General features: G+C 73.2%; 23 protein-coding genes and 3 tRNA genes. 15 read left to right on the top strand and 11 right to left on the bottom strand.

Annotated features, from left to right (window positions below; all coding sequences use genetic code 11):
• The first annotated feature begins 140 nt into the window (after nt 1-140).
• The 9 genes from V6U77_RS03205 to V6U77_RS03165 all read left to right on the top strand — a co-directional run bounded on the left by V6U77_RS03205 (nt 141) and on the right by V6U77_RS03165 (nt 4,627).
• Nucleotides 141-213: transfer RNA gene (locus tag V6U77_RS03205), tRNA-Glu, on the top strand.
• 32 nt (nt 214-245) lie between these two features.
• Nucleotides 246-322: transfer RNA gene (locus V6U77_RS03200), tRNA-Asp, on the top strand.
• A 98-nt stretch (nt 323-420) separates the two neighbouring features.
• Nucleotides 421-494: transfer RNA gene (locus tag V6U77_RS03195), tRNA-Phe, on the top strand.
• A gap of 220 nt (nt 495-714) precedes the next feature.
• On the top strand, nt 715-1,293 hold the full coding sequence (locus tag V6U77_RS03190) for a DUF4303 domain-containing protein (RefSeq protein WP_334604617.1): 579 nt from the start codon (nt 715-717) through the stop codon (nt 1,291-1,293).
• Nucleotides 1,294-1,459: 166 nt separating this feature from the next.
• Nucleotides 1,460-1,816: an ArsR/SmtB family transcription factor gene (locus V6U77_RS03185; RefSeq protein WP_334604616.1), complete on the top strand. Its 357-nt coding sequence runs from the start codon at nt 1,460-1,462 to the stop codon at nt 1,814-1,816.
• Nucleotides 1,813-2,499, top strand: a complete 687-nt coding sequence (locus V6U77_RS03180) for a cation diffusion facilitator family transporter (protein WP_334604614.1) — start codon at nt 1,813-1,815, stop codon at nt 2,497-2,499. The genes V6U77_RS03185 and V6U77_RS03180 overlap by 4 nt, the downstream gene beginning before the upstream one ends.
• Nucleotides 2,500-2,724: 225 nt before the next feature.
• Entirely contained in the window at nt 2,725-3,159 is a 435-nt protein-coding gene (locus V6U77_RS03175) for a VOC family protein (RefSeq protein ID WP_334604613.1), read from the top strand.
• 128 nt (nt 3,160-3,287) lie between these two features.
• Nucleotides 3,288-3,797 (top strand): hypothetical protein, encoded by a 510-nt coding sequence (locus V6U77_RS03170; protein ID WP_334604612.1) that lies wholly within the window; start codon nt 3,288-3,290, stop codon nt 3,795-3,797.
• A 62-nt stretch (nt 3,798-3,859) separates the two neighbouring features.
• A complete protein-coding gene (locus tag V6U77_RS03165) occupies nt 3,860-4,627 on the top strand; it encodes a Stf0 family sulfotransferase (RefSeq protein WP_334604611.1) in 768 nt (255 codons plus the stop codon).
• Nucleotides 4,628-4,693: 66 nt separating this feature from the next.
• On the opposite strand, the gene V6U77_RS03160 is transcribed toward V6U77_RS03165, so the two are convergent.
• Nucleotides 4,694-6,016, bottom strand: coding sequence for a hypothetical protein (locus V6U77_RS03160; RefSeq protein ID WP_334604610.1), 1,323 nt, complete (start codon nt 6,014-6,016; stop codon nt 4,694-4,696).
• Between the two features lie 212 nt (nt 6,017-6,228).
• Here V6U77_RS03160 and V6U77_RS03155 point away from each other — a divergent pair, with 212 nt between their 5' ends.
• Complete coding sequence (locus V6U77_RS03155; RefSeq protein ID WP_334604609.1) at nt 6,229-6,747, top strand: SRPBCC family protein; 519 nt, start codon at nt 6,229-6,231, stop codon at nt 6,745-6,747.
• Between the two features lie 9 nt (nt 6,748-6,756).
• Here V6U77_RS03155 and V6U77_RS03150 read toward each other — a convergent pair whose 3' ends face one another.
• A complete protein-coding gene (locus tag V6U77_RS03150) occupies nt 6,757-7,464 on the bottom strand; it encodes a DUF2786 domain-containing protein (protein ID WP_334604607.1) in 708 nt (235 codons plus the stop codon).
• A 111-nt stretch (nt 7,465-7,575) separates the two neighbouring features.
• Entirely contained in the window at nt 7,576-7,965 is a 390-nt protein-coding gene (locus V6U77_RS03145; protein ID WP_334604606.1) for a hypothetical protein, read from the bottom strand.
• 155 nt (nt 7,966-8,120) lie between these two features.
• On the opposite strand from V6U77_RS03145, the gene V6U77_RS03140 reads away from it, so the two are divergent.
• Nucleotides 8,121-9,470, top strand: a complete 1,350-nt coding sequence (locus V6U77_RS03140; RefSeq protein ID WP_334604605.1) for an ABC transporter substrate-binding protein — start codon at nt 8,121-8,123, stop codon at nt 9,468-9,470.
• A 64-nt stretch (nt 9,471-9,534) separates the two neighbouring features.
• On the opposite strand, the gene V6U77_RS03135 is transcribed toward V6U77_RS03140, so the two are convergent.
• Both V6U77_RS03135 and V6U77_RS03130 read right to left on the bottom strand, forming a co-directional pair.
• Nucleotides 9,535-10,278 (bottom strand): enoyl-CoA hydratase/isomerase family protein, encoded by a 744-nt coding sequence (locus V6U77_RS03135; protein WP_334604604.1) that lies wholly within the window; start codon nt 10,276-10,278, stop codon nt 9,535-9,537.
• Nucleotides 10,279-10,330: 52 nt separating this feature from the next.
• Entirely contained in the window at nt 10,331-11,188 is an 858-nt protein-coding gene (locus V6U77_RS03130; RefSeq protein WP_334604603.1) for a 3-hydroxyacyl-CoA dehydrogenase family protein, read from the bottom strand.
• Nucleotides 11,189-11,349: 161 nt separating this feature from the next.
• Between V6U77_RS03130 and V6U77_RS03125 the strand changes: the two genes are divergently transcribed.
• Entirely contained in the window at nt 11,350-11,646 is a 297-nt protein-coding gene (locus V6U77_RS03125; RefSeq protein WP_334604602.1) for a hypothetical protein, read from the top strand.
• A 71-nt stretch (nt 11,647-11,717) separates the two neighbouring features.
• On the opposite strand, the gene V6U77_RS03120 is transcribed toward V6U77_RS03125, so the two are convergent.
• Nucleotides 11,718-12,497, bottom strand: a complete 780-nt coding sequence (locus V6U77_RS03120; RefSeq protein ID WP_334604601.1) for a class I SAM-dependent methyltransferase — start codon at nt 12,495-12,497, stop codon at nt 11,718-11,720.
• A 53-nt stretch (nt 12,498-12,550) separates the two neighbouring features.
• Between V6U77_RS03120 and V6U77_RS03115 the strand changes: the two genes are divergently transcribed.
• Nucleotides 12,551-12,949, top strand: a complete 399-nt coding sequence (locus V6U77_RS03115) for a PPOX class F420-dependent oxidoreductase (RefSeq protein ID WP_334604600.1) — start codon at nt 12,551-12,553, stop codon at nt 12,947-12,949.
• Between the two features lie 103 nt (nt 12,950-13,052).
• Here V6U77_RS03115 and V6U77_RS03110 read toward each other — a convergent pair whose 3' ends face one another.
• Both V6U77_RS03110 and V6U77_RS03105 read right to left on the bottom strand, forming a co-directional pair.
• The gene (locus V6U77_RS03110; RefSeq protein WP_007073996.1) at nt 13,053-13,262 is read right to left on the bottom strand and encodes a BldC family transcriptional regulator; all 210 of its coding nucleotides are present in this window, start codon (nt 13,260-13,262) and stop codon (nt 13,053-13,055) included.
• Between the two features lie 251 nt (nt 13,263-13,513).
• The gene (locus tag V6U77_RS03105) at nt 13,514-14,353 is read right to left on the bottom strand and encodes a hypothetical protein (protein WP_334604599.1); all 840 of its coding nucleotides are present in this window, start codon (nt 14,351-14,353) and stop codon (nt 13,514-13,516) included.
• A gap of 173 nt (nt 14,354-14,526) precedes the next feature.
• Between V6U77_RS03105 and V6U77_RS03100 the strand changes: the two genes are divergently transcribed.
• Nucleotides 14,527-15,609: a Glu/Leu/Phe/Val family dehydrogenase gene (locus V6U77_RS03100; RefSeq protein WP_334604598.1), complete on the top strand. Its 1,083-nt coding sequence runs from the start codon at nt 14,527-14,529 to the stop codon at nt 15,607-15,609.
• 286 nt (nt 15,610-15,895) lie between these two features.
• Complete coding sequence (locus V6U77_RS03095) at nt 15,896-16,111, top strand: DUF3073 domain-containing protein (protein ID WP_089002617.1); 216 nt, start codon at nt 15,896-15,898, stop codon at nt 16,109-16,111.
• Nucleotides 16,112-16,254: 143 nt separating this feature from the next.
• On the opposite strand, the gene amcA is transcribed toward V6U77_RS03095, so the two are convergent.
• The 3 genes from amcA to purM all read right to left on the bottom strand — a co-directional run bounded on the left by amcA (nt 16,255) and on the right by purM (nt 18,882).
• The gene (amcA, locus tag V6U77_RS03090; RefSeq protein ID WP_334604596.1) at nt 16,255-16,485 is read right to left on the bottom strand and encodes a multiple cyclophane-containing RiPP AmcA; all 231 of its coding nucleotides are present in this window, start codon (nt 16,483-16,485) and stop codon (nt 16,255-16,257) included.
• Complete coding sequence (gene amcB / locus V6U77_RS03085) at nt 16,454-17,557, bottom strand: cyclophane-forming radical SAM peptide maturase AmcB (RefSeq protein ID WP_334604739.1); 1,104 nt, start codon at nt 17,555-17,557, stop codon at nt 16,454-16,456. The genes amcA and amcB overlap by 32 nt, the downstream gene beginning before the upstream one ends.
• A gap of 170 nt (nt 17,558-17,727) precedes the next feature.
• Nucleotides 17,728-18,882: a phosphoribosylformylglycinamidine cyclo-ligase gene (gene purM / locus V6U77_RS03080; RefSeq protein ID WP_334604595.1), complete on the bottom strand. Its 1,155-nt coding sequence runs from the start codon at nt 18,880-18,882 to the stop codon at nt 17,728-17,730.
• Between the last annotated feature and the right edge of the window lie 46 nt (nt 18,883-18,928).

The raw sequence follows: 18,928 nt of genomic DNA, 5'->3' as shown, positions 1-18,928 counted from the left end.
GCGGTTATGTGGAACCTTGCGGCTGGGGCCATACCGGTTTGGTCGAGGGGCCGATCATCACGTAAGCTATCCAAGCCTCCGGCGGGGCCGGATGGGAGCAAGTCCGCTTGAAGTTGCGAGTGTGCAATGATGGCGGGGCCGCCCTCATCGTCTAGCGGCCCAGGACGCCGCCCTTTCAAGGCGGTAGCACGGGTTCGAATCCCGTTGGGGGCACGGTCCGGCTTCGGCCGGAGGCAACAAAGCTAGGTCCTGTGGAGCAGTTGGAGTGCTCGCCGCCCTGTCAAGGCGGAGGTCGCGGGTTCAAGTCCCGTCAGGACCGCCAGCGGAGAACGCCGCGCCCAGCGCGGCGTTCTGCGTATCGGGGCACGCGACCCTCCCGGCGGAGAACCCGCCGTGCGGGTAGCATGAACCGAGCAACACGGCCAGGTAGCTCAGTTGGTACGAGCGTCCGACTGAAAATCGGAAGGTCGGCGGTTCGACCCCGCCCCTGGCCACATAGCCTTTCGCCGGGCTACTGAAGCGCCGACCAGCGGAAACGCCGGTCGGCGCTTCTGCGTGCAGGGTGCGTCCGCGACGCGCGGTCGCGCACAGGTCACCCCCGGGGCCGCGCCTCCGGCAGCCCCCGATGCGACGGCCCTCCCTGCTACGTTGCGTCTTTCTGGGGCGGCCGGGGTCCCGGCGCCCGGGACGAGGACCAGGCCGGGGAGGAGCGCGGTGCCCACCGTCGACATGCCCGCACTGCACGAGCGGATCGTCGCGAACATCTGCGCGACGATCGGCCCGACGCTCAAGCGACGCGCATCGGAGAAGCTGTACGCGGTGGCGCTCACCACGGACAGCGACGTCATCACCGTGAACCTGGTGACGCACACCGAAGAGGCCCTCGACGTACTCACCAAGGCCGACGACGCGTACGCCGACGGCTACCGCTGGTGGCCCGACGAGTGGGCTGTCGCGGACGACCACGGGGCGCCCGAGCACGGCGTCGAGTCGATGACCCACATCAGCCGGGACATGTACGACACCCACCTCGCCCTCGGCGACGACCACGAGGCTCACGGCGAATGGTGCGTCCGGGCCCGCGCGACGCTGGAGGACGCCCTGGGCGACCCGCGCGTCCGGGCGAGCATCGCCGACGTCAACCCCGCATGGCACCCGGTGCTGTTCGTCACGGACACGGATGGCAACGCACACCTCACGGTCCGCAGCATCGACCTCCTCAACGACGGCCACCCGAACCCCGACCTCGTCGCTTCCGCCCGCGACTTCTTCGACGAGACGGACGGCGGCTGACGACCGCCGGAAGGTGGGTGCGCGCCGTCAAGCGCCGGCCCGACCCGATCCCGGCCGCCGATCACCGCCCTGTTCGCTCGTCGGCCGGATCGCCGGGACCCCACGGGGCCGGGCCGCCCGCGACACCTCCCCGCAACCGATCGCCACATCTGGCTATCATCGTGCAATGGCGATTGGTTGCACTCCCGGGCTGGCTCCTGCCGTGGCGCTGTTCCGGTCCCTCGGTGATCCCACGCGGCTGGCCATCCTGCGCCGGATCGCGACCGGAGAGGCACGGGTGGTGGACCTGACCAACGAGCTGGGCCTGGCGCAGTCGACGGTGTCGAAGCACCTGGCGTGTCTCCGGGACTGCGGCCTCGTCGACTACCGGGTGGAGGGCCGCCAGTCGTTCTACGCCCTGACGCGGCCGGAGTTGCTGGATCTGCTGCGCTCGGCGGAACAGGTTCTGGCTGCCACGGGCGAGGCGGTCGCCCTGTGCCCGGTCTACGGCACACCGACCGGTGCGGCGGAGGCGACCGCGTGAGCGTGTCACTGCTGACCCCGCAGCGTCGGGCGGTGCTGTCGCGACGCAGCCTGTGGCTGGCCTACGCCACGGCCGGCTACAACCTGCTGGAGGGCCTGGTCGCGATCGCCGCCGGGGCCGCCGCCTCGTCCACCGCGCTGGTCGGCTTCGGCCTGGACTCGTTCGTCGAGGTGTCCAGCGCGGCCGTGCTGATCTGGCAGTTCCGCTCGCGGGTGCCCGAGGACCGGGAGCGGCTGGCGCTGCGGCTGATCGCCGTGTCGTTCTTCGTCCTGGCCGCCTGGGTGACGTTCGACGCCGTCCGCTCGCTGTCGACCGGCGGGGACGCCGACGCCAGCCCGGTGGGTATCGGTCTTGCTGTCGCGTCGCTGATCGTGATGCCGCTGCTCGTCCGGGCCAAGCGGCGCACCGGGCGGGAACTCGGCTCGGCGACGGTCCTGGCCGACTCGACGCAGACCATGCTGTGCACGTACCTGTCCGCGGTGCTGCTGGTCGGTCTGCTCCTCAACGCGGCCTGGGGCTGGTCGTGGGCGGATCCGATCGCCGCGCTCGTGATCGCCGGGGTCGCGGTGAAGGAAGGCCTCGAAGCCTGGCGCGGTGAGCACTGTGACGACTGCGCGCCCCTGCCCTCAGCCGACCGGGGATCGGACTGCGCGGACGCCTGCCGCACCGACGGCAAGGCGTGACGCCGGGCGACTCGTGGCCCCCGCCACCATCCTGGCGGCGGGCGGCCCCTCCCCGACGCCTCCTCGCACCTGGCGGCGAAGGTGCGTGCGGCTCAGGTCGCCGAGCGCGCGTGTCTAGCGCCGGAGCAGGACGAACCACCCGGACGTCAAGGCCGCAAGCGTCGTCGTCGCGACGCTCCGCCGGCTCCCGCCGCGACTGTCGGAGGTGGGCAGTACGGTCCCGCCATGGCAGCCAGGATCAGCCTCACCCTCGACTGCGAGGACGCGAAGCGCCTCGGTGAGTTCTGGAAGACGGCGCTGGGTTACGTCGACGAGCCCCCGCCCGCTCCCTTCCGCACCCGCGAGGAGTGGCACGCGAGTCTCGACCTGCCGGACGACGACCCGGTGGACGACGCGGCATGGCTGTGCGATCCCGACGGCGTCGGGCCTGCGCTCTCCATCCTCCGGGTTCCCGAGCCGAAGACGGCGAAGAACCGGTTGCACATCGACGTCCGGGTGCCGGGACATGGCACCCCGGCTGAGCGGTGGGCCCGGATCAGGGCCGAGGCCGAGCGGCTGGTGCGGGCGGGCGGGACCGTCCTGGAGGACTTCACGGGGCACCACGTCGTCATGGCCGACCCGGAGGGCAACGAGTTCTGTGTCGCCGCGACCTCCGCGTGACGGCGGGTCCGTACGCCCACCCCCGACGGACGGATTCGGGACAGCGGGGCACCGCCCGCCCGTGCCACGCTGACCACCGACCCGCCCGCCTGACCCGGACGGCGGGCCGGCACGACGGGGGAGACGACGTGGCCGAGCAGTCGACCGCACGGTTGGCACCGACGGCACGACGGGTGGCCAACCCGGGGCGCCTGACGGTGGGGCAGATGGCCGTGGTGGGCACTGCGGCCGCCCTGTTCCTGCGCGGGACCACCAGCGGGCCGTGGGTGCTGTTCGCCCTCTTCGTGGGCGTGCACGCCGTGCTGCTCGCCGGCGTGGCGGCGCTGCTTACCGTGACCTACCTGCTCGGCACGCTCACCCGGCACGGGTCGCGGCTGACCGAGAGCCCCGGCATCCGTTGCGGCTGGACCCTGCTCGTCTGGGCCGGTGGCGCCGCGCTGGTCGGCTACGGGCGCGCCGCCCTCGGTCACCTCGGCTTCGATCCCGACCAGCACCCCGAGGCCGGCCACTGGCTGCTGGGCCTGGGTGCGGCACTGGTCGTGGGCGTCTTCGGCCGGTCCCGACAGGTGCGGATCGTCTCCGGCGCGCTGATCGCGCTCTTCGTCGTCGTCACGGCCGCGCTGCGAGCCCTCGACTGACCGCCGTGGTCGGCTGACAAAAGCGGTTGCGCGGGACACCCGGGCTGCGATTGTGTGCGGTCATGCCAACGCAGCGTGTCAACTCGTACTTCGTCTGCGGCACCCCGCGCACCGGCAGTTCCCTCCTGCTCGGGTTGCTGGAATCCACCGGTGTCGCCGGTCGCCCTCAGGCATACTTCCGGTCGCCCGACGAGTCGCTGTGGGCCGACCGGTGGCAGCTCCCCCGCACGGCGGACGGCGGCTTCGATTACGCGGACTTCCTACGGGCCGCGCTCGCCGCGGGCCGGACCGACAACGGCGTGTTCGGCGCGAAGCTCATGTGGGGGACGCTGGAGGAACTCGTCGCGAAGCTCGCGACGGTCCACCCGGCCCTCGACGGCAACGACGTCGCGCTGTTGGAGGAAGCGTTCGGACGGACCGGTTTCGTCTTCCTGCGACGCGACGACGTGGTGGCGCAGGCGGTGTCGCGGCTGCGCGCCGAGCAGACCGGCAGGTGGTTCGTCGGCGGCAGCGGGGAGATCAGCGGTGACGCCGGCAACGGGCAGGCGCCCCGGTTCGACGCGAACGGGATCAGCCACTACCTGGAGGAGACCGGCGAGCACAACGCGGCCTGGGAGGCCTGGTTCGCCTCGTACGGAATCCGGCCGCACGTCGTGCGCTACGAGGAACTGACCGACGACATGGCCGCCACCACGCGCGGCATCCTCGACTTCCTGGGGCTCCAGGTGCCCCGCGACCAATTCGCCGTCGTTCCCCGTCACCGGCGCCAGGCCGACGAACTCAACCGGCAGTGGATCGAGCGGTACCGGGCAGAGGTCGCCGACGCCTGATCCGTCGCACCGCCGGCCCTGCCCGTCGCGGGACGGTCCCCCCGGGGGCGCCGGCGACGCGTCGCGTCACCGCCTCTGCTGGCGGTGCTGGGCCACCCCGCCCTGGATCGCCTCCCACACGCTCCGACCCGCCTGCCTCAGCGTCTCCCCCGCCTGTTCGGCAAGCTGGGCCGCGCTCTGCGCACCGCCACCGCCGGGGGTCTCGGGCCGTCCGCCCGCCCCGCCCTCGGACGGACCACCCGCCGGCTCACGCGGCCCGGCCTCCCGCCCACCGCCGGGTCCGCCGGGAGCGCCACGTCCGCCGGGGCCGCCGGGAGCGCCAGGTCCGCCAGGAGCGCCGGCGCCACGATCCGCGCCGGGCTCACCGGCCGTACCGCCCCCGGGTCCGCCGACCCTCTCACCGCCCGGCTGCTGCGCGCTCTGCTCCTCGCGCCCCGGCCGCTGCGCGTCCTGTGGCGGACCATCCTGCGGCTGCTCACCGCCCGGCTGCTGCCCGCCACGCTCCTCGCCACCCGGCCGCTGCCCGCCGCGATCCGGGGCTCCCTGGCCGTGCTCCCGCTCCTCGGGTCCGCCCGGCTGCCGGCGGGCCGCCTCGTCGCCCGTCTGCTCGCGCTCCGCCTGCTCGCGGGCGCGCTGCGCCTGGCCCTCCTCGCCGCCGCCCCCCGAACCACTGGCGAGGCCACCGCCCCGACGGTCCTGCGCCTCCTGACCGGGGCCACCCGGTTCCCGCCGGGACGAGGGCTCCCCGCCCTGACCGGGGCCACCCGGTTCCCGCCGGGGCCGATCGGCGACCGCGCCGATCGCGCCCACCTGCTGGCCAAGATCGTCGGTCGCCCCGCCCCGCTCCAGCGGGCGCTGCTCCCCCGGGCCGGCAAGCTGCTCAGCCCGGCCGCCGCCCGGGCGCACCGGGCCGGTGAGCTGCCCGCCCAGGTCGGTCACCCGTTGCGTCGCCCGGTTCACGTCATCGAGCGAGGCCGCCGCCGTACCCGACAATGCCTGGATGACCTGCGGGTTGCGGTCGATGGTGGTCAGCGCCCGGTCGAGGATCGCCACCAGCTTCTCCAGCCGCACCTTGAGCAGCGCCTCGGCATGCACCCCGGTGATGTCCAGCTCGACGCCCTCCAGGTGCACCCGCACCCCGGCGTCGAGCTCGAGGAGGTTGGCCAGGCGGGTCCGCAGCGACACGTCGGCGTCCAGCCCGTCCACCGCCAGCCGGATCGAGTCGACCGACACCTCCGATATGTCCAGCAGGACGTCGGGCTCGGCCTCCCCGCCCCGGCGGGCGGGCTCCGCCGCCCTGTCCCGGCGGCCGGGATCGGCCTCCCCGTCGCGCCGGTTCGATCGACCGCCGAGCCGGTCCGGATCCCGCTGCTGCGCGTTCTCGCTCATACTCCCCGCTCCGCCTCCTCCGGCCACACCGGCCGGGACCGTCTGGCGCGGGTACCCGCTATCCGGTCGACCATCCGCCGGGGGCGGCCGCGCGGCCCGGCTCCTGCCCGTTGGCCGGGACGTTGACGCCCCCGAGGCCCTCGGGAGGGGGAGTCCCGGGAGGGCACGTACGAAGCTGCGCACCCGGGCATCAGCCGGTATGGTCCGGGCCTATGGGACAGGGGATGGCTGACCCGGCCGGCATCCGGCAGGAGTCCGAACGGTTCGTGCTGCGCAACGCCCTCCTCGTCCCCGCCGACGCGCAGCGGGCGTTCGAGGTGTTCACCGACGCCCTGGCGCAGTGGTGGGTGGTGGAATACACCTGGTCCGGGCCGGAGCACCTCGCCGACCTGGGCATGGAGCCGCGCGCCGGCGGCATGCTCTACGAGATCGGTCCGCACGGTTTCCGCTGCGACTGGGGCCGGGTGCTGACCTGGGATCCGCCCGAGCGGCTGGTCTTCACCTGGCAGATCGGGGCGGACCGGGCACCGGTGCCCGACCCCGCGAAGGCGAGCGAGGTGGAGGTGCTCTTCCACCCGGACGGGCCGGAGCGGACCCGGGTACAGGTCGAGCACCGGCACTTCGACCGGCACGGCGAGGCAGCGGAGGGCTACCGGCAGGCCCTGACCGCCGGCTGGCACGAGCTGCTCACCCGCTACGCCGAGAGGGTGGCCGACCGCGACGCGGGCTGACCGCGCCGGTCAGCGGCCGAGGCCGGGACGTGCGTCCGGCGCGGTGGCGACACCCCGCCCACCGAGGTCGGCGCGGCGCCCCGCCTCGGCGCCCGAGCCGAACCCGCCACCGGCCAGCCGGCGCGGCGCGGCGGTACGCAGTCGCGGGTACACCTCGGCCACGCGGTGCCGGACCCGGTCCGACCGGTCGGCCAGGACCAGCGCCACCGAGGGCGTGCCCGCCTCGGCGACGGCCCCGGCCTCCGCCGCCCGGAGCCGTACGGTGATCACCTGGGCGAACCCGGCCAGCCACGAGCGCCGGAAGGCGGCGACGTGCGCGCCGACCGGCGTCTCGGCCCCGGCCAGCCCGTGCGCGGCCTGCACCAGCAGCGACGTGAAGAGCAACTCGACGCGTTCCAGGTCGCTGGCGAAGCCGAACAGGTGCATGACGAAGCCGGCACCCTCACGGCGGCGGACGCAACGGCAGCGCAGCGGGTCGGCGACCGCGGCGAGCAGGCCGGCCTTGTCCCGGGCGTACGGGGCGACCACCTCGACCACCCGGTCGCCCACCGGGTCCGTGGCCGGGTCCCGGGCGGCCAGCAGCGCCCGGTCCACGCCGTAGCGGGCGATCAGCTCGGTCGCCTTGGCCGTGAACGCGGCCGACTCGGCGGGGGTGCAGGCCGGGTCCTCGGCCTGGGCCAGCAGCTTGCGCACCTTGCTGAGCATGGCGTCGGACATGCCCCTCAGCCTGTCACGCCGGCCCGACCTCGCCGCGGCACGACCGACCGGCGGCCGTCGGACACCCGGCGGCCCGGGTCGGTCGGGTGTCCGACGGCCGACACGGCCGGATCAGTCGGCCCGGCTACGCAGCGTGGCCACGGTCGAGCCGGCGAGCGTGAGCAGGCACTCCGGCAGCAGCCCGTCGGCCGCCGCCGCGCCGAACAGAGCCTCGCCGGTGTCGGCGTCGGCGTTGGCGTACGCGCTGACGAAGCGCGCCACCCAGCGGGTGTCGTAGCCCGCCTCCTCGATGCCGGGGAAGTCCAGCGCGCACGTGCCCGGCGGCACCGGCTCGCCGACCATCGTCGCGGCTAGATGCCAGGCCACCCCGTACGCGCCGGCCAGGCCGGACCGGTCGACGACCGCGTCGAACGCCCCCGTCACGGCGTCGCCGTCCCCGGCCAGCGCCGAGCGGAGCACGGCGGTCGCGTCGTCGAGCGTCTGCTGTGGTGAGTCCGTCACCCACAGCACGATAGGAGGGAGGGTCAAGCCTCCCACCGACGGTCACTTTCCGTAGTCAGGGCGGGCGACCTGCGGATTGAGCCGCCTCCGTGGTCCCGCCGCACGCCGCAGCACGCTAATGTGCGCAACGGACCTTCGCCGGAGGAAGGACGACCATGTTCAAGTCACGCGCCTCGCGGGCGGCCATCCTGGCTGCCTGCGCGACGTTCCTGCTCGCCACGAGCGCCTGCGGGACCGAAGAGCCCAAGGAGGCGGTCACCCATCAGGTGCGCCTCTACGGCACCGACGGCAACATGCTGAACTCGTATCCTGCCGAGCTGAAGGATCGCGCCAGCCTGGTCGACGGCATGAAGGGCACCACGCCGCTGACGCCCCTGCCCGAGGACTTCAAGAACCGGCTCCGGTCCATCGATGCGAAGCTGGGCGACTTCCTCTACTCCGCCGAGGCGTACGACGCGGTGGTGATCAGCGCCATCGCCGCACAGCTCGCGGGCACGACGGATCCGGCCGCCATCGCGAAGCAGATCGTCGGGGTCACCAACGGCGGGCAGCGCTGCGAGCGGGTGGCCGACTGCCTGGCCCTGGCCCGCGCGGGTCAGGACGTGGAGTACCGCAGCGTCTCGCTGACCCGGGCCGGCTTCACCGACGCCGGCGAGCCCTCCACCGCGAGCTACGGCACGCTGCACTTCGACGGCCAGCGGCTCAACGACGGCAAGACGGAGTTCGTCGGGGCCGGGGACGAGTCGGCGGCGAGCACCAAGACCCCGCCGAGGGCGAAGAAGCAGCGCGGCGGGCGCACCGACCGCAGCGACGGCTCGCCGCTGGTCATGGGCGGCCTGCTGCCGCAGTCCGGTGACCTGGCCATCGCGTACCCGCCGATCTCCGCCGGCACCAAGCTGGCGATCAAGGAGATCAACGCGGGGGGCGGGGTGCTCGGCGAGCCGGTGGTCTGGATCGACGGCGACGACGGCACCAACCCGGCGGTCGCCAAGGCCACCGTGGCCCGGCACGTCGCGCGCAACGTCCACGTCATCATCGGCGCCGGCGCCTCCGGCATCTCCCGCGCGGTGCTGCCCGACGTGGTTCGGGCCGGCAAGGTGCTGTTCGCCCCGTCGAACACCGACGCCAGCCTCACGGAGCTGGAGGACAACGGCCTCTACTTCCGCACCGCCCCGCCGGACAGCCTCCAGGGCCGGGCGCTGGCCGACGTGATCCTCCGCGACGGCCCGCAGAAGATCGCCATCGTCGCCCGTAAGGACTCCTACGGCGAGGGCCTGCAGGGCACCGTCCGGGCCGAGCTGGAGCGGGCCGGCGTCGGCGGCGACCGGCTCAAGCTGCTGACCTACGACCCGCCGGAGGACGCCAAGGCGAACCCGATCGACTTCGTCGCGGGCGCGAAGGAGATCAAGGACTTCGGCGCGGAGGCCGTGCTGATCATCGGCTTCGCCGAGTCCGCGCAGGTGATCCGGGCGCTGGCGGACGCCGGGGTGCAGATCGGGCACTGAGCCCCCCCCCGCCGGACAGGGACGGCCGCACCGGTGACCGGTGCGCCCGTCGTCGTCCGGGGCCTCAGCGGGGGCGTCGACGCTCCAGGAACTCCGTCATCCGCCGGTGCTTCTCCTCGTCCTCGAAGAGCACCGCCTGGCTGACGAGGTCGAGGTGCGGGTGCGCGGCGGCCGGCGCGTCGACCGCCAGCTTGGTCAGCCGCAGCGCCAGCGCCGACCCCTTCGCCATCTCGTCGAGCAGCCCCTGCGCCGCAGGCAGCAGCTCGCCGGGCTCGGCCACCACCCGGTTGACCAGCCCGATCCGCAGCGCCTCCTCGGCGTCCACCCGCCGACCGGTGAAGAGCAGCTCCTTGGCCCGGGCCTCCCCGATGAGCGCCGGCAGCCGGTGGGTCGCGCCCGCACCGGCCAGAATGCCCAACCGGACCTCCGGCTGGCCGAACACCGCCCGTGCCGTGCAGACCCGCAGATCGCAGGCGTACGCCAGCTCGGCGCCCCCGCCCAGCGCGGGCCCGTCCACGGCCGCCACGGTCGGCATCGGCAGCGCCCGGATCCGGGCGAAGGCCGCCGAGTTGATCGCCGCGAGGGCGTCCAGCCGACCCCGCTCCCGCAGCTGCCCGATGTCCGCCCCACCGGCGAAGATCCCCTCGGTGCCGCCGGTGAGCAGCAGCAGGCGGGGCCGCGCCTCCAGGTCCGCGCAGACCTGGTGCAGCTCGGCGATCAGGTCGGCGTCGATGGCGTTGCGCTTCTCCGGCCGGTCGAGCGTCACCACCAGCCGGTCCGGGTGCTCCTCGATCCGCAGCCCGCTCACGCGGCGCCCCTTCCGTTCGTGGCGGTGGGGCTCGCGAGCTCGCTTCTTCCGCTCACGAGCGCACGCCGCCTTCCCAGCGGTAGAAGCCCTCACCGGACTTCTTGCCCAGGCGGCCGGCGGCCACCATCTCCTCCAGCAGCGGCGGCGGGGCGAACCGGTCCCCGTACGCGGCCTGGAGGGTGCGCGCGATGTCCAGCCGCACGTCCAGCCCGACGATGTCGGTCAGCTCCAGCGGGCCGACCGGGTGCCGGTAGCCGAGCACCATCGCCTTGTCGATGTCGGCCGGGCTGGCCACCCCGTCGGCGACCATCCGGATCGCCTCCAGCCCGAGGGTGACCCCGAGCCGAGAGGTGGCGAAGCCGGGCATGTCGCGTACGACGACGGGGTCCTTGCCCAGCCGGCCGGCGAGCGCGACCGCCTCGGCGGTGGTCTCCGCCGCGGTGGCCGGGCCGACGACGACCTCGAGCAGGGCCATCGCCCAGACCGGGTTGAAGAAGTGCAGCCCGAGGAAGCGTTCCGGCCTCGCCAGCCCCTCGGCCAGCGCGGCGATCGGGATGCTGGAGGTGTTGCTGCCCAGCAGCGCCGGCCGCAGCGTCTCGGCCTCGCGCAGCACCGCCCGCTTCAGGTCCGGCCGCTCCGGTACGGCCTCGACCACCACGGCCGGCTCCTCGGCGACCTCGGCGAGCCCCGCCCGCAGCGTCACCCGTCCCCGGTTCGTCGCGGCCCGGTCGGCGTCGAGCTTGCCGCGCGCCACCGCCCTGTCCCACAGCTCCCCGAGCCGGTCGAGGGCCGCCGCGCCCCGGGCCCGGTCGACCTCGACCAGCTCGACGGCGTGGCCGGCCCCGGCCGCCACGTACGCGATGCCGAGCCCCATCGTGCCGGCCCCGACCACGACAAAGCGGTCGCTCATGACGCCTCCCTGTCTCCGGTGACGGGACGGGGTCGACCCGTGCCCCGCCGCCCGCTCCACTCGCTCATGGGCCGACCCTATGCAGCGGCGATCTCCACGGCATGCGTGGGGGCGCGGCGGATCGGGTACCACGGCAGCCAACCGAGGGAAGGACGGGCCAGATGAGCCAGGCACCGGAGACCGCGCACGCCACCGACGCGGCGGAGACCGTGGAGACCCGCGGGGACGAGCGGGTCGACCTGCTGCGCGCCGACACCAACAACGACGGCCGCACCGACGTCTGGGTGGTCGACACCGACGGGGACGGCAAGCCCGACCTGTTCCAGTTCGACACCGACGGGGACGGCAAGGTGGACATCACGATGGTCGACCTCGACGAGGACGGCACCCCGGACGAGGTGGTCGACGGCGACGGCGGCTTGCCGCCCGAGCAGCTCCCCCCGACCGTCCAGGTCTGACGCCCGCGCCCGGGTTCCCGCGACCGGCGGGAATCCGGCGCCGGCGACGGCCTGCCGCCGGAGCCCGGACGTCAGCCGGCGAGGCGCAGGGTGGCCAGGTAGTACGGCGCGTCCCGGTCGTCCACGTCGGTCAGTCGCCAGCCGCTGCCCCGGACCAGTTCGGCGAGCTCGTCCGGAGCGCAGACCAGGTAGTCGAACCACTCGGTGCCCAGCTCCCGGTAGCGCAGCCGCAGCCGGAGCTGCCCGCCGAGGCGTCCCCGGCGCCGGTTGCGCTCGTGGTAGCCCGTGTGCACCGGGTCACGGGTGCCGTACGGGTCGGTGCCCTGGGCGATGACCTGTGCTCCCGGCCGGGCCAGCGCGGCGAGCGCGGCCAGCAGGGCCGGTGCCCGTTCCCGCCCCTCCAGCAGACCCACGTTGTTGCCGAGCAGCAGGAACGTGTCGTAGCGGCGGCCGTCGGCGACGTGCGCGTCGACCGTGCCGTGCACCAGGTCGCGTACGCCCCGGTGGCGGCAGACGGCCAGCGCCCCGGCCGAGGTGTCCAGCCCGGTGACGGGCACGCCCCGTTCCTGCAGCAGCAGCGCGATCCGGCCCGCCCCCACGCCGACGTCCAGGGTCGTGCCCCGGACCCGGTCCACGGCCCGGTGGTCGTACGGCTGCCAGTCCGCCGGCCCGTCGAGGTAGTGCGCGGCGGGCGCGCCGTTGATGAGCCCGTCGTCCCGCTCGATGATCTCGATGACCGGTCGCGGCAGCCGCCCGCCGGCCAGCGGCCGGGGGCCGATCCCGGTGGCCACGGCGTACGCGTCGCGCAGCATCTCTCCGAACACGTCACCGATGCGTGGCTGTGCCGTCACGGCTTCACGCTATCCGGCCGGTCAGTCAGCCGCACCGGTCGTATCCTGGCGGGGTGACCACCCTGGACCGCCTCGGCGCGGAGAAATACATCCTGCTCACGACATTTCGCAAGGACGGTCGGGCGGTGCCGACCCCGGTGTGGGCGGTGCGCGACGGTGACGCGCTCTGGGTGTGGTCGGCCGCGGACGCCGGCAAGGTGAAGCGGATCAGGCGCAGCGGCGACGCCACGGTGGCGCCGTGCGATGTCCGGGGCCGCCCGCACGGTGAGGCGGTCGCGGCCCACGCGACGCTCTGCGACGCGGCCGGCACCCGACGGGTACGTGAGCTGATCAAGCAGAAGTACCGGATGATCGGCCGGCTCAGTCTGCTGGGCAGCCGCCTGCGTCGCGGCGGGAGCGGCACGGTCGGCATCCGGGTCGTCCTCGCGGACCGGCCGCCGGCCGGCGCCTGATCCGCGCCCGCCGTCGCGTACGCGGGGCGGGGTCCGGACACGACGGAGGGCGGCGGACCATGTCCGCCGCCCTCCGTTCACACCTCTTCAAACTCCCGGTCGGTCAGTCCCCCTGGCGCTGCTGGGGGATCTGCCCCTGCAGCAGTGCCCTGACCTCCGACTCCCGGTACCGACGGTGGCCCCCCAGGGTGCGGATGGCGCTGAGCTTGCCCGCCTTGGCCCACCGGGTCACCGTCTTCGGGTCGACACGGAACATCGACGCCACCTCGGCCGGTGTGAGTAGCGGCTCTGGTTCGTGCGTTCGCGATGCCATCGGTCACTCCTCCACATGTATAGACATCGGCCGGGGTCCCGCCGGCCGACGCGTCTCCCATGGTCCGGCTAGTCCCCGATGTCCGACATGGGCCGAACGGCCGAACGTCCCTAGACGGACGGATGAACCATGCCCGATTTATGCGACTTTTACACGGCAGAAACCACCTTATTCGGACTCATGATCACGCATCGTGATGCGTCGACTACGAACTCGCCTCGATTTGGGAGCGCTCCCTGGGCGGTTTCGTCTCAGTTGCACCGTTCCAGCAACTGGACCGCCCGCCAGCGCGCGACCAGCCTGTCGTACGCCTCCGAGGCCTCCTCGGCCTCGCCCCGGGACAGTCCGGCCAGCCCGGTCGCCACCAGCTCGGGTGAGTCGTCGGCGGCCAGCGTCTCGTCCGACAGCAGCTCGACCAGGCCGCCGTAGTCCAGCTCCACCATCGACCGGGGGTGGAACTCCTCCAGCCAGCGGGCGGCCTCCTCGACCGCCTCCGTGATCGGCGCGTCACCGATCGACTTGCGCAGCACCGACAGGGCGCGCGACGAGCGACGCCGCGCCTTGGAGATCTCCGTGCGATAGCGCAGCGCTCGCCGGCCGGGGTGGGTCACGTGGTGCCGCTCCTGCGGGTCGAAGAGCACGAACCACCGCAGCGGCACACCCCACGTGGCGATCTGCTCGTGCACCCGCGGCACGCCGTGCTCCAGCACCCGGGCGCCGCTGCGCCAGTCCTCCACCACCGCCTTGGCCTGACCTGCCAGCACCGGCGGGACGAAGGCGTCGGCCAACACCGGCGGCACCCCCTCGCGCGCGCTCAGCGCGGCCTCGGCCACCCGGATACGCAGGTTCCACGGGCAGACCAGCAGGGTCTCGTCGGTCTCCAGGACGTACGCCTCGTCCGGCAGGTCGGGCAGCCGGGTCCAGCCGGCGCCGAGCGCCTCCAGCACCGACGTCCGTTGTCGGCCCGGCCCCTCCACCGGCGCCACCGCCCGCCCCTGCTCGACGTAGCGCCGCCAGTACGACTGGCGGTCCCGGTCGAAGGCGGTCAGCGGCTCGTACACGCGCAGGTATGAAGCGAAGAGCGACGGCACGGCGCGATCCTCCCACGAATTGGAACCCGGCCGGCGTCGCGGCACGATCACGCACGCCATGGGCGGCCGGACGGCGTCGGCCGATACTAGGCTCAGCGGCACCGGCAGCATCCCGCCGGCGGTCCACCGGTCCGCGTTCCACAAGGACGCATCCCCCACACCAGGAGCGAGTCATGGGCGTATTCGCCACCACCGAAGACCCGGGGTCCAGCGGTCACGAACAGGTCGTGTTCTGCCAGGACAAGAAGAGCGGCCTCAAGGCGATCATCGGCATCTACTCCACCGCGCTCGGCCCCGCGCTCGGTGGGACCCGGTTCTACCCGTACGCCAGCGAGTCCGAAGCCCTCGCCGACGTGCTGGACCTCTCCCGGGGCATGGCCTACAAGAACGCGCTGGCCGGGCTGGACCTGGGCGGCGGCAAGGCGGTCATCTGGGGTGACCCCGAGCGGATCAAGAGCGAGGCGCTGCTGCGCGCGTACGGCCGCTTCGTGGAGTCCCTCGCCGGGCGCTACTACACCGCCTGCGACGTCGGCACCTACGTCGCCGACATGGACGTGATCGCGCGTGAGACCTCGTACGTCACCGGCCGCAGCGTCGAGCACGGCGGCGCGGGCGACTCCTCGATCCTCACCGCCTGGGGCGTGTTCCAGGGCATGCGGGCCACGGCCGAGCACGTCTGGGGCGTCCCGACCCTCGCCGGGCGGCGGGTCGGCGTCGCCGGCCTGGGCAAGGTCGGCAAGTACCTGGTCGGCCACCTGATCGACGACGGCGCCGAGGTCGTGGCGACGGACGTCAACCCGAAGGCCCTGGAGTGGGCGCGCGCCACCCACCCGCAGGTCACGCTGGTCGACGACGCCGCCGCGCTGGTCGCCGCCGACATCGACGTCTACGCCCCGTGCGCGCTCGGCGGGGCGCTCAACGACGACACGGTGCCGGTGCTGCGCGCCAAGGTGGTCGCGGGCGCGGCCAACAACCAGCTCGCCCACTCCGGCATCGAGAAGCTCCTCGCCGACCGCGGCATCCTCTACGCCCCGGACTACGTCGTGAACGCCGGTGGCGTGATCCAGGTGGCGGACGAGATCGACGGCTTCAACTTCGAGCGGGCGAAGCTGCGTGCCACCCGGATCTACGACACCACCCGGGAGATCCTCCGACTGGCGGACGCCGAGGGTGTGCCGCCGGCGGTGGCGGCGGACCGGCTGGCGGAGCGGCGGATGGCCGACGTCGGCCGACTGCGCACGATCCACCTGCGCTGAGCGCCCCGGGGGCGGAGCGTCCGGTTCCGCCCCCGGCCCGCCGGGCGACCCGTCCGGTTAAGCTGGTTTCGCAGCGATCTGACCGGTGTCACGGGCGCTCCCAGCGCCGCTCCTTACCGGGTACACTCGGTGACGTCCGGATGACCGCGACGCGCGGTGTCGGTCGACGGTAACCCGAGGTGCCGAACGTTGGCATCCCCATGTACCGTAAGAGCCACGAGAGATGCCTGACGTCATCGGGGCCCGCCTTCGGGCTGCCCCGCATTCTGTGCGAGGGGGTCGAGCCATGGGGCGCGGCCGTGCTAAGGCCAAGCAGACGAAGGTGGCGCGGGAGTTGAAGTACCACTCCCCGAACACCGACCTCACCGCCTTGCAGCGCGAACTGGCAGGTGCTGGTAAGTCTGAGCACAACTTCGACGACGACTACAAAGAGTATGTCGACGACGATGATGAGGATCACGCGGACGAAGACCCGGATCCCTGGGTACGTCCGCCCCGCTGACCTCCGGCAGCAGCTGAGCACGCGGTGATCGCCCGCGTGCTCACGCATGTGCCCATCGAAGCGGCGCCAAGACCGACGATCAGGGACCTGCCCGTTCCGGAGTGCCCTCCGGCCGACCGGCAGGTCCCTGATCACGGTCCGTCTCAGCGGGGACGGTTGTTCCAGTTGTAGAACGTCGGGATGTTCTCGAAGTGGTTCCAGGCGCAGACGGCGCTCGCGCCGTCGCCGCCCGCCACCTCGGCCCGCAGCCGTCGCGCGGCCTCGGCCTCGTGCAGGAGCGCGGTGAGTCCCGGTGCGGCTTCCCGCACCCGGTCGGCGACCTCCGGGGCGTCCGCCCTCCGGTCAGGCTGCCGGTGACTGGTGGTCTCGGGCATGCTCCAACACTCCCTCCAGTAAGTGGATCTTGCTGTTGCGGCAGTGCGCGGTCTGCGTACCGTCGAAGCGCCCCAGCTCGAAGTAGCGGTTGGCCGCGTGGCCGCCGCCGCAGAACCCGAAGTAGGGGCAGGACGATCGGCACGCCTCGACGCCGGCGAGGAACTCGCCGACCCAGGGCGTCCGGTCCGCGTGGGCGAGGATCTCGGCCAGCGGGGTGGTCAGGACGTTGCCGCTGCTGAAGTCGCCGTACCGGGCGTCGGTGAAACCGGCCAGCTCGGGCGAGAGCACGATCACCGAGCCGTCGTGGCCGACGGTCGGGATCGGGTCCAACCGACGCGGAAGCACCTCGTCGGCGCTGCCGTCCAGCACCGCGGCGGCGTACCGCAGCGACCACTCGACCTCGCGCAGGTGGATCCGGGGCTCCCGGCGCCAGGCCGCCACCAGCTCCGCCCAGAAGGCGGTCACCAGCCGCGCGTCGTGGGAGTTGTCGCGGAGGTTGACCCCCTCGGTCTCCTCGATGTTGACCCCGAGCACGTCGCAGCCGAGGTCGAGGAAGTAGTCGTACAGCTCCGTCGCCAGGCCCGGCTCGGGACGACCCACCACCGCCAGCGCCGAGAACGGCAGGCCGTGCCGGCGCAGCGCCGACACCCCACGCAGGATCCGGTCGTACGCGGGCCCGCCGCCCCGGGTGACCCGGTCGCCGTTGCGTTCGCGCGGGCCGTCCACGCTCACGCTCACCCGCATCCCGTGCTCGACGAAGAACGCGCACCAGGCGTCGTCGATCAGCGTGGCGTTGGTCTGGACGTGGTGCTCGACGTCGGGCCCGAAGGGCGCGATCAGCGCGGCGAGATGTTCCCGGCCGGCCGCCAGCGGCTCCCCGCCGTGCCACACCACCGAGAATCGGCCCGCCGCCGCCCAGGGACCGACCGACTCGGCGACCGCCTCGGCCACCGCCACCGGCATCCGCCGGTCGGCCGCGCGCAACGGCAGGTAGCAGTAGGCGCAGTCCAGGTTGCAGAGGGTGGTGGGCTGCATGACCACGTACGAGGGGACGGCGGACAGCCCGCGCATCCCGCTGAATGACCGTCCCCGAGCAGTCATTGCCCTCCTCAGCGCCTGAAGAGCGGCCGGGGAGCCCGGACGGGCGGCCCCGACAGCCTTGAGGGTGCCCTTCAGGCTAGGCGGCGACGGCCACTCGGGTGAAGCCCTGATCAGGTGCCCGTACGATCACCGCGAGTTGATCAACCCCGGGTGTGCTGGCCGACCATCTGCACGTTGCCGGAGCCCTCGATGATCTCGCCGGCCTGCCACGCCTCGACGCCCCGGCCCGTCAGGGTGGCCAGCGCGCGGTCCGCGTCCTCGGCGGAGACGATCGCGAACATGCCGACGCCCATGTTGAAGGTCGCCTCCATCTCCGGGTCCTCGATCCGTCCCTTGGACTGGATCAGGTCGAAGATCGGCTGCGGCTTCCAGGTGGACCGGTTGACCACCGCGTCGACGTGCTCGGGGAGCACCCGGACCAGGTTGCCGGGGATGCCGCCGCCGGTGACGTGGGCGATGGAGCGCACCTCGGCCTCGGCGATCAGCTTGAGGCAGTCCTGCGCGTAGATCTTCGTCGGGGTGAGCAGCTCCTCGCCGAGGGTCCGCTGCCGACCGAAGTCGTCGATCACCACGTCCAGCCGCATCCGGCCGGCGCCCAGCAGCACGTGCCGCACCAGGGAGTAGCCGTTGGAGTGCAGGCCGGAGGAGCGCATCGCGATGACCACGTCGCCCACCTCGACCCGGTCCGGGCTGAGGATGTCGCTCTCCTCGACCACGCCGACACCGGTGGCGGAGACGTCGTACTCGTCCGGACGCAGCACGCCCGGGTGCTCGGCGGTCTCTCCGCCCAGCAGGGCGCAGCCGGCGTAGCGGCAGCCGTCGGCGATGCCGGCGCCGATCTCGGCGACCTTGTCCGGCACGACCTCGCCGGTGGCGATGTAGTCGAGCAGGAAGAGCGGCTCGGCGCCGCAGGCCACCAGGTCGTCGACGACCATCGCGACCAGGTCGATGCCGACCGTGTCGTGGATGTCCATCTGCTGCGCGATCACCAGCTTGGTGCCGACGCCGTCGGTGGAGGAGGCCAGGATCGGGTTCTTGTACTTCTTCGTGTCCAGCCGGAACAGCCCGGCGAAGCCACCCAGGTCGCCCATCACCTCGGGGCGCCGGGTCTGCCTCACCTTCGACTTCAGCAGCTCGACCGCGCGGTCGCCCGCCTCGATCGAGACCCCGGCGTCCGCGTACGAGACCGAGCGTTTGCGCGCCGGGCGGCCGTTGCCGGCCGTCCAGGGCTGGCGGTCGCCGTTGGCGCCGGTCGGGCTGCTTCCTGCGCCGCTGCGCTCGGACACGTGCGTCACGGTTCTCCCCTTTGGTTCTGGCGCCGCGCCGACGGTGGCCGGGCCG

Origin of the sequence: Micromonospora sp. CPCC 205546, assembly GCF_036902715.1 — a bacterium.
In the GTDB taxonomy this organism is placed as follows: domain Bacteria; phylum Actinomycetota; class Actinomycetes; order Mycobacteriales; family Micromonosporaceae; genus Micromonospora.
Note: the sequence above shows the minus strand (reverse complement) of the source record. Positions and strands in the feature narration are given on the sequence as shown.

Bases quoted from the DNA above. Each gene is read 5' to 3' on its own strand.
- V6U77_RS03185 (WP_334604616.1), top strand. From the start codon at position 1,460: ATGGCGATTGGTTGCACTCCCGGGCTGGCTCCTGCCGTGGCGCTGTTC.
- V6U77_RS03175 (WP_334604613.1), top strand. From the start codon at position 2,725: ATGGCAGCCAGGATCAGCCTCACCCTCGACTGCGAGGACGCGAAGCGC.
- V6U77_RS03165 (WP_334604611.1), top strand. From the start codon at position 3,860: ATGCCAACGCAGCGTGTCAACTCGTACTTCGTCTGCGGCACCCCGCGC.
- V6U77_RS03160 (WP_334604610.1), bottom strand. From the start codon at position 6,016: ATGAGCGAGAACGCGCAGCAGCGGGATCCGGACCGGCTCGGCGGTCGA.
- V6U77_RS03155 (WP_334604609.1), top strand. From the start codon at position 6,229: ATGGGACAGGGGATGGCTGACCCGGCCGGCATCCGGCAGGAGTCCGAA.
- V6U77_RS03150 (WP_334604607.1), bottom strand. From the start codon at position 7,464: ATGTCCGACGCCATGCTCAGCAAGGTGCGCAAGCTGCTGGCCCAGGCC.
- V6U77_RS03140 (WP_334604605.1), top strand. From the start codon at position 8,121: ATGTTCAAGTCACGCGCCTCGCGGGCGGCCATCCTGGCTGCCTGCGCG.
- V6U77_RS03130 (WP_334604603.1), bottom strand. From the start codon at position 11,188: ATGAGCGACCGCTTTGTCGTGGTCGGGGCCGGCACGATGGGGCTCGGC.
- V6U77_RS03125 (WP_334604602.1), top strand. From the start codon at position 11,350: ATGAGCCAGGCACCGGAGACCGCGCACGCCACCGACGCGGCGGAGACC.
- V6U77_RS03110 (WP_007073996.1), bottom strand. From the start codon at position 13,262: ATGGCATCGCGAACGCACGAACCAGAGCCGCTACTCACACCGGCCGAG.
- V6U77_RS03100 (WP_334604598.1), top strand. From the start codon at position 14,527: ATGGGCGTATTCGCCACCACCGAAGACCCGGGGTCCAGCGGTCACGAA.
- V6U77_RS03095 (WP_089002617.1), top strand. From the start codon at position 15,896: ATGGGGCGCGGCCGTGCTAAGGCCAAGCAGACGAAGGTGGCGCGGGAG.
- amcA (WP_334604596.1), bottom strand. From the start codon at position 16,485: ATGCCCGAGACCACCAGTCACCGGCAGCCTGACCGGAGGGCGGACGCC.
- amcB (WP_334604739.1), bottom strand. From the start codon at position 17,557: ATGCGCGGGCTGTCCGCCGTCCCCTCGTACGTGGTCATGCAGCCCACC.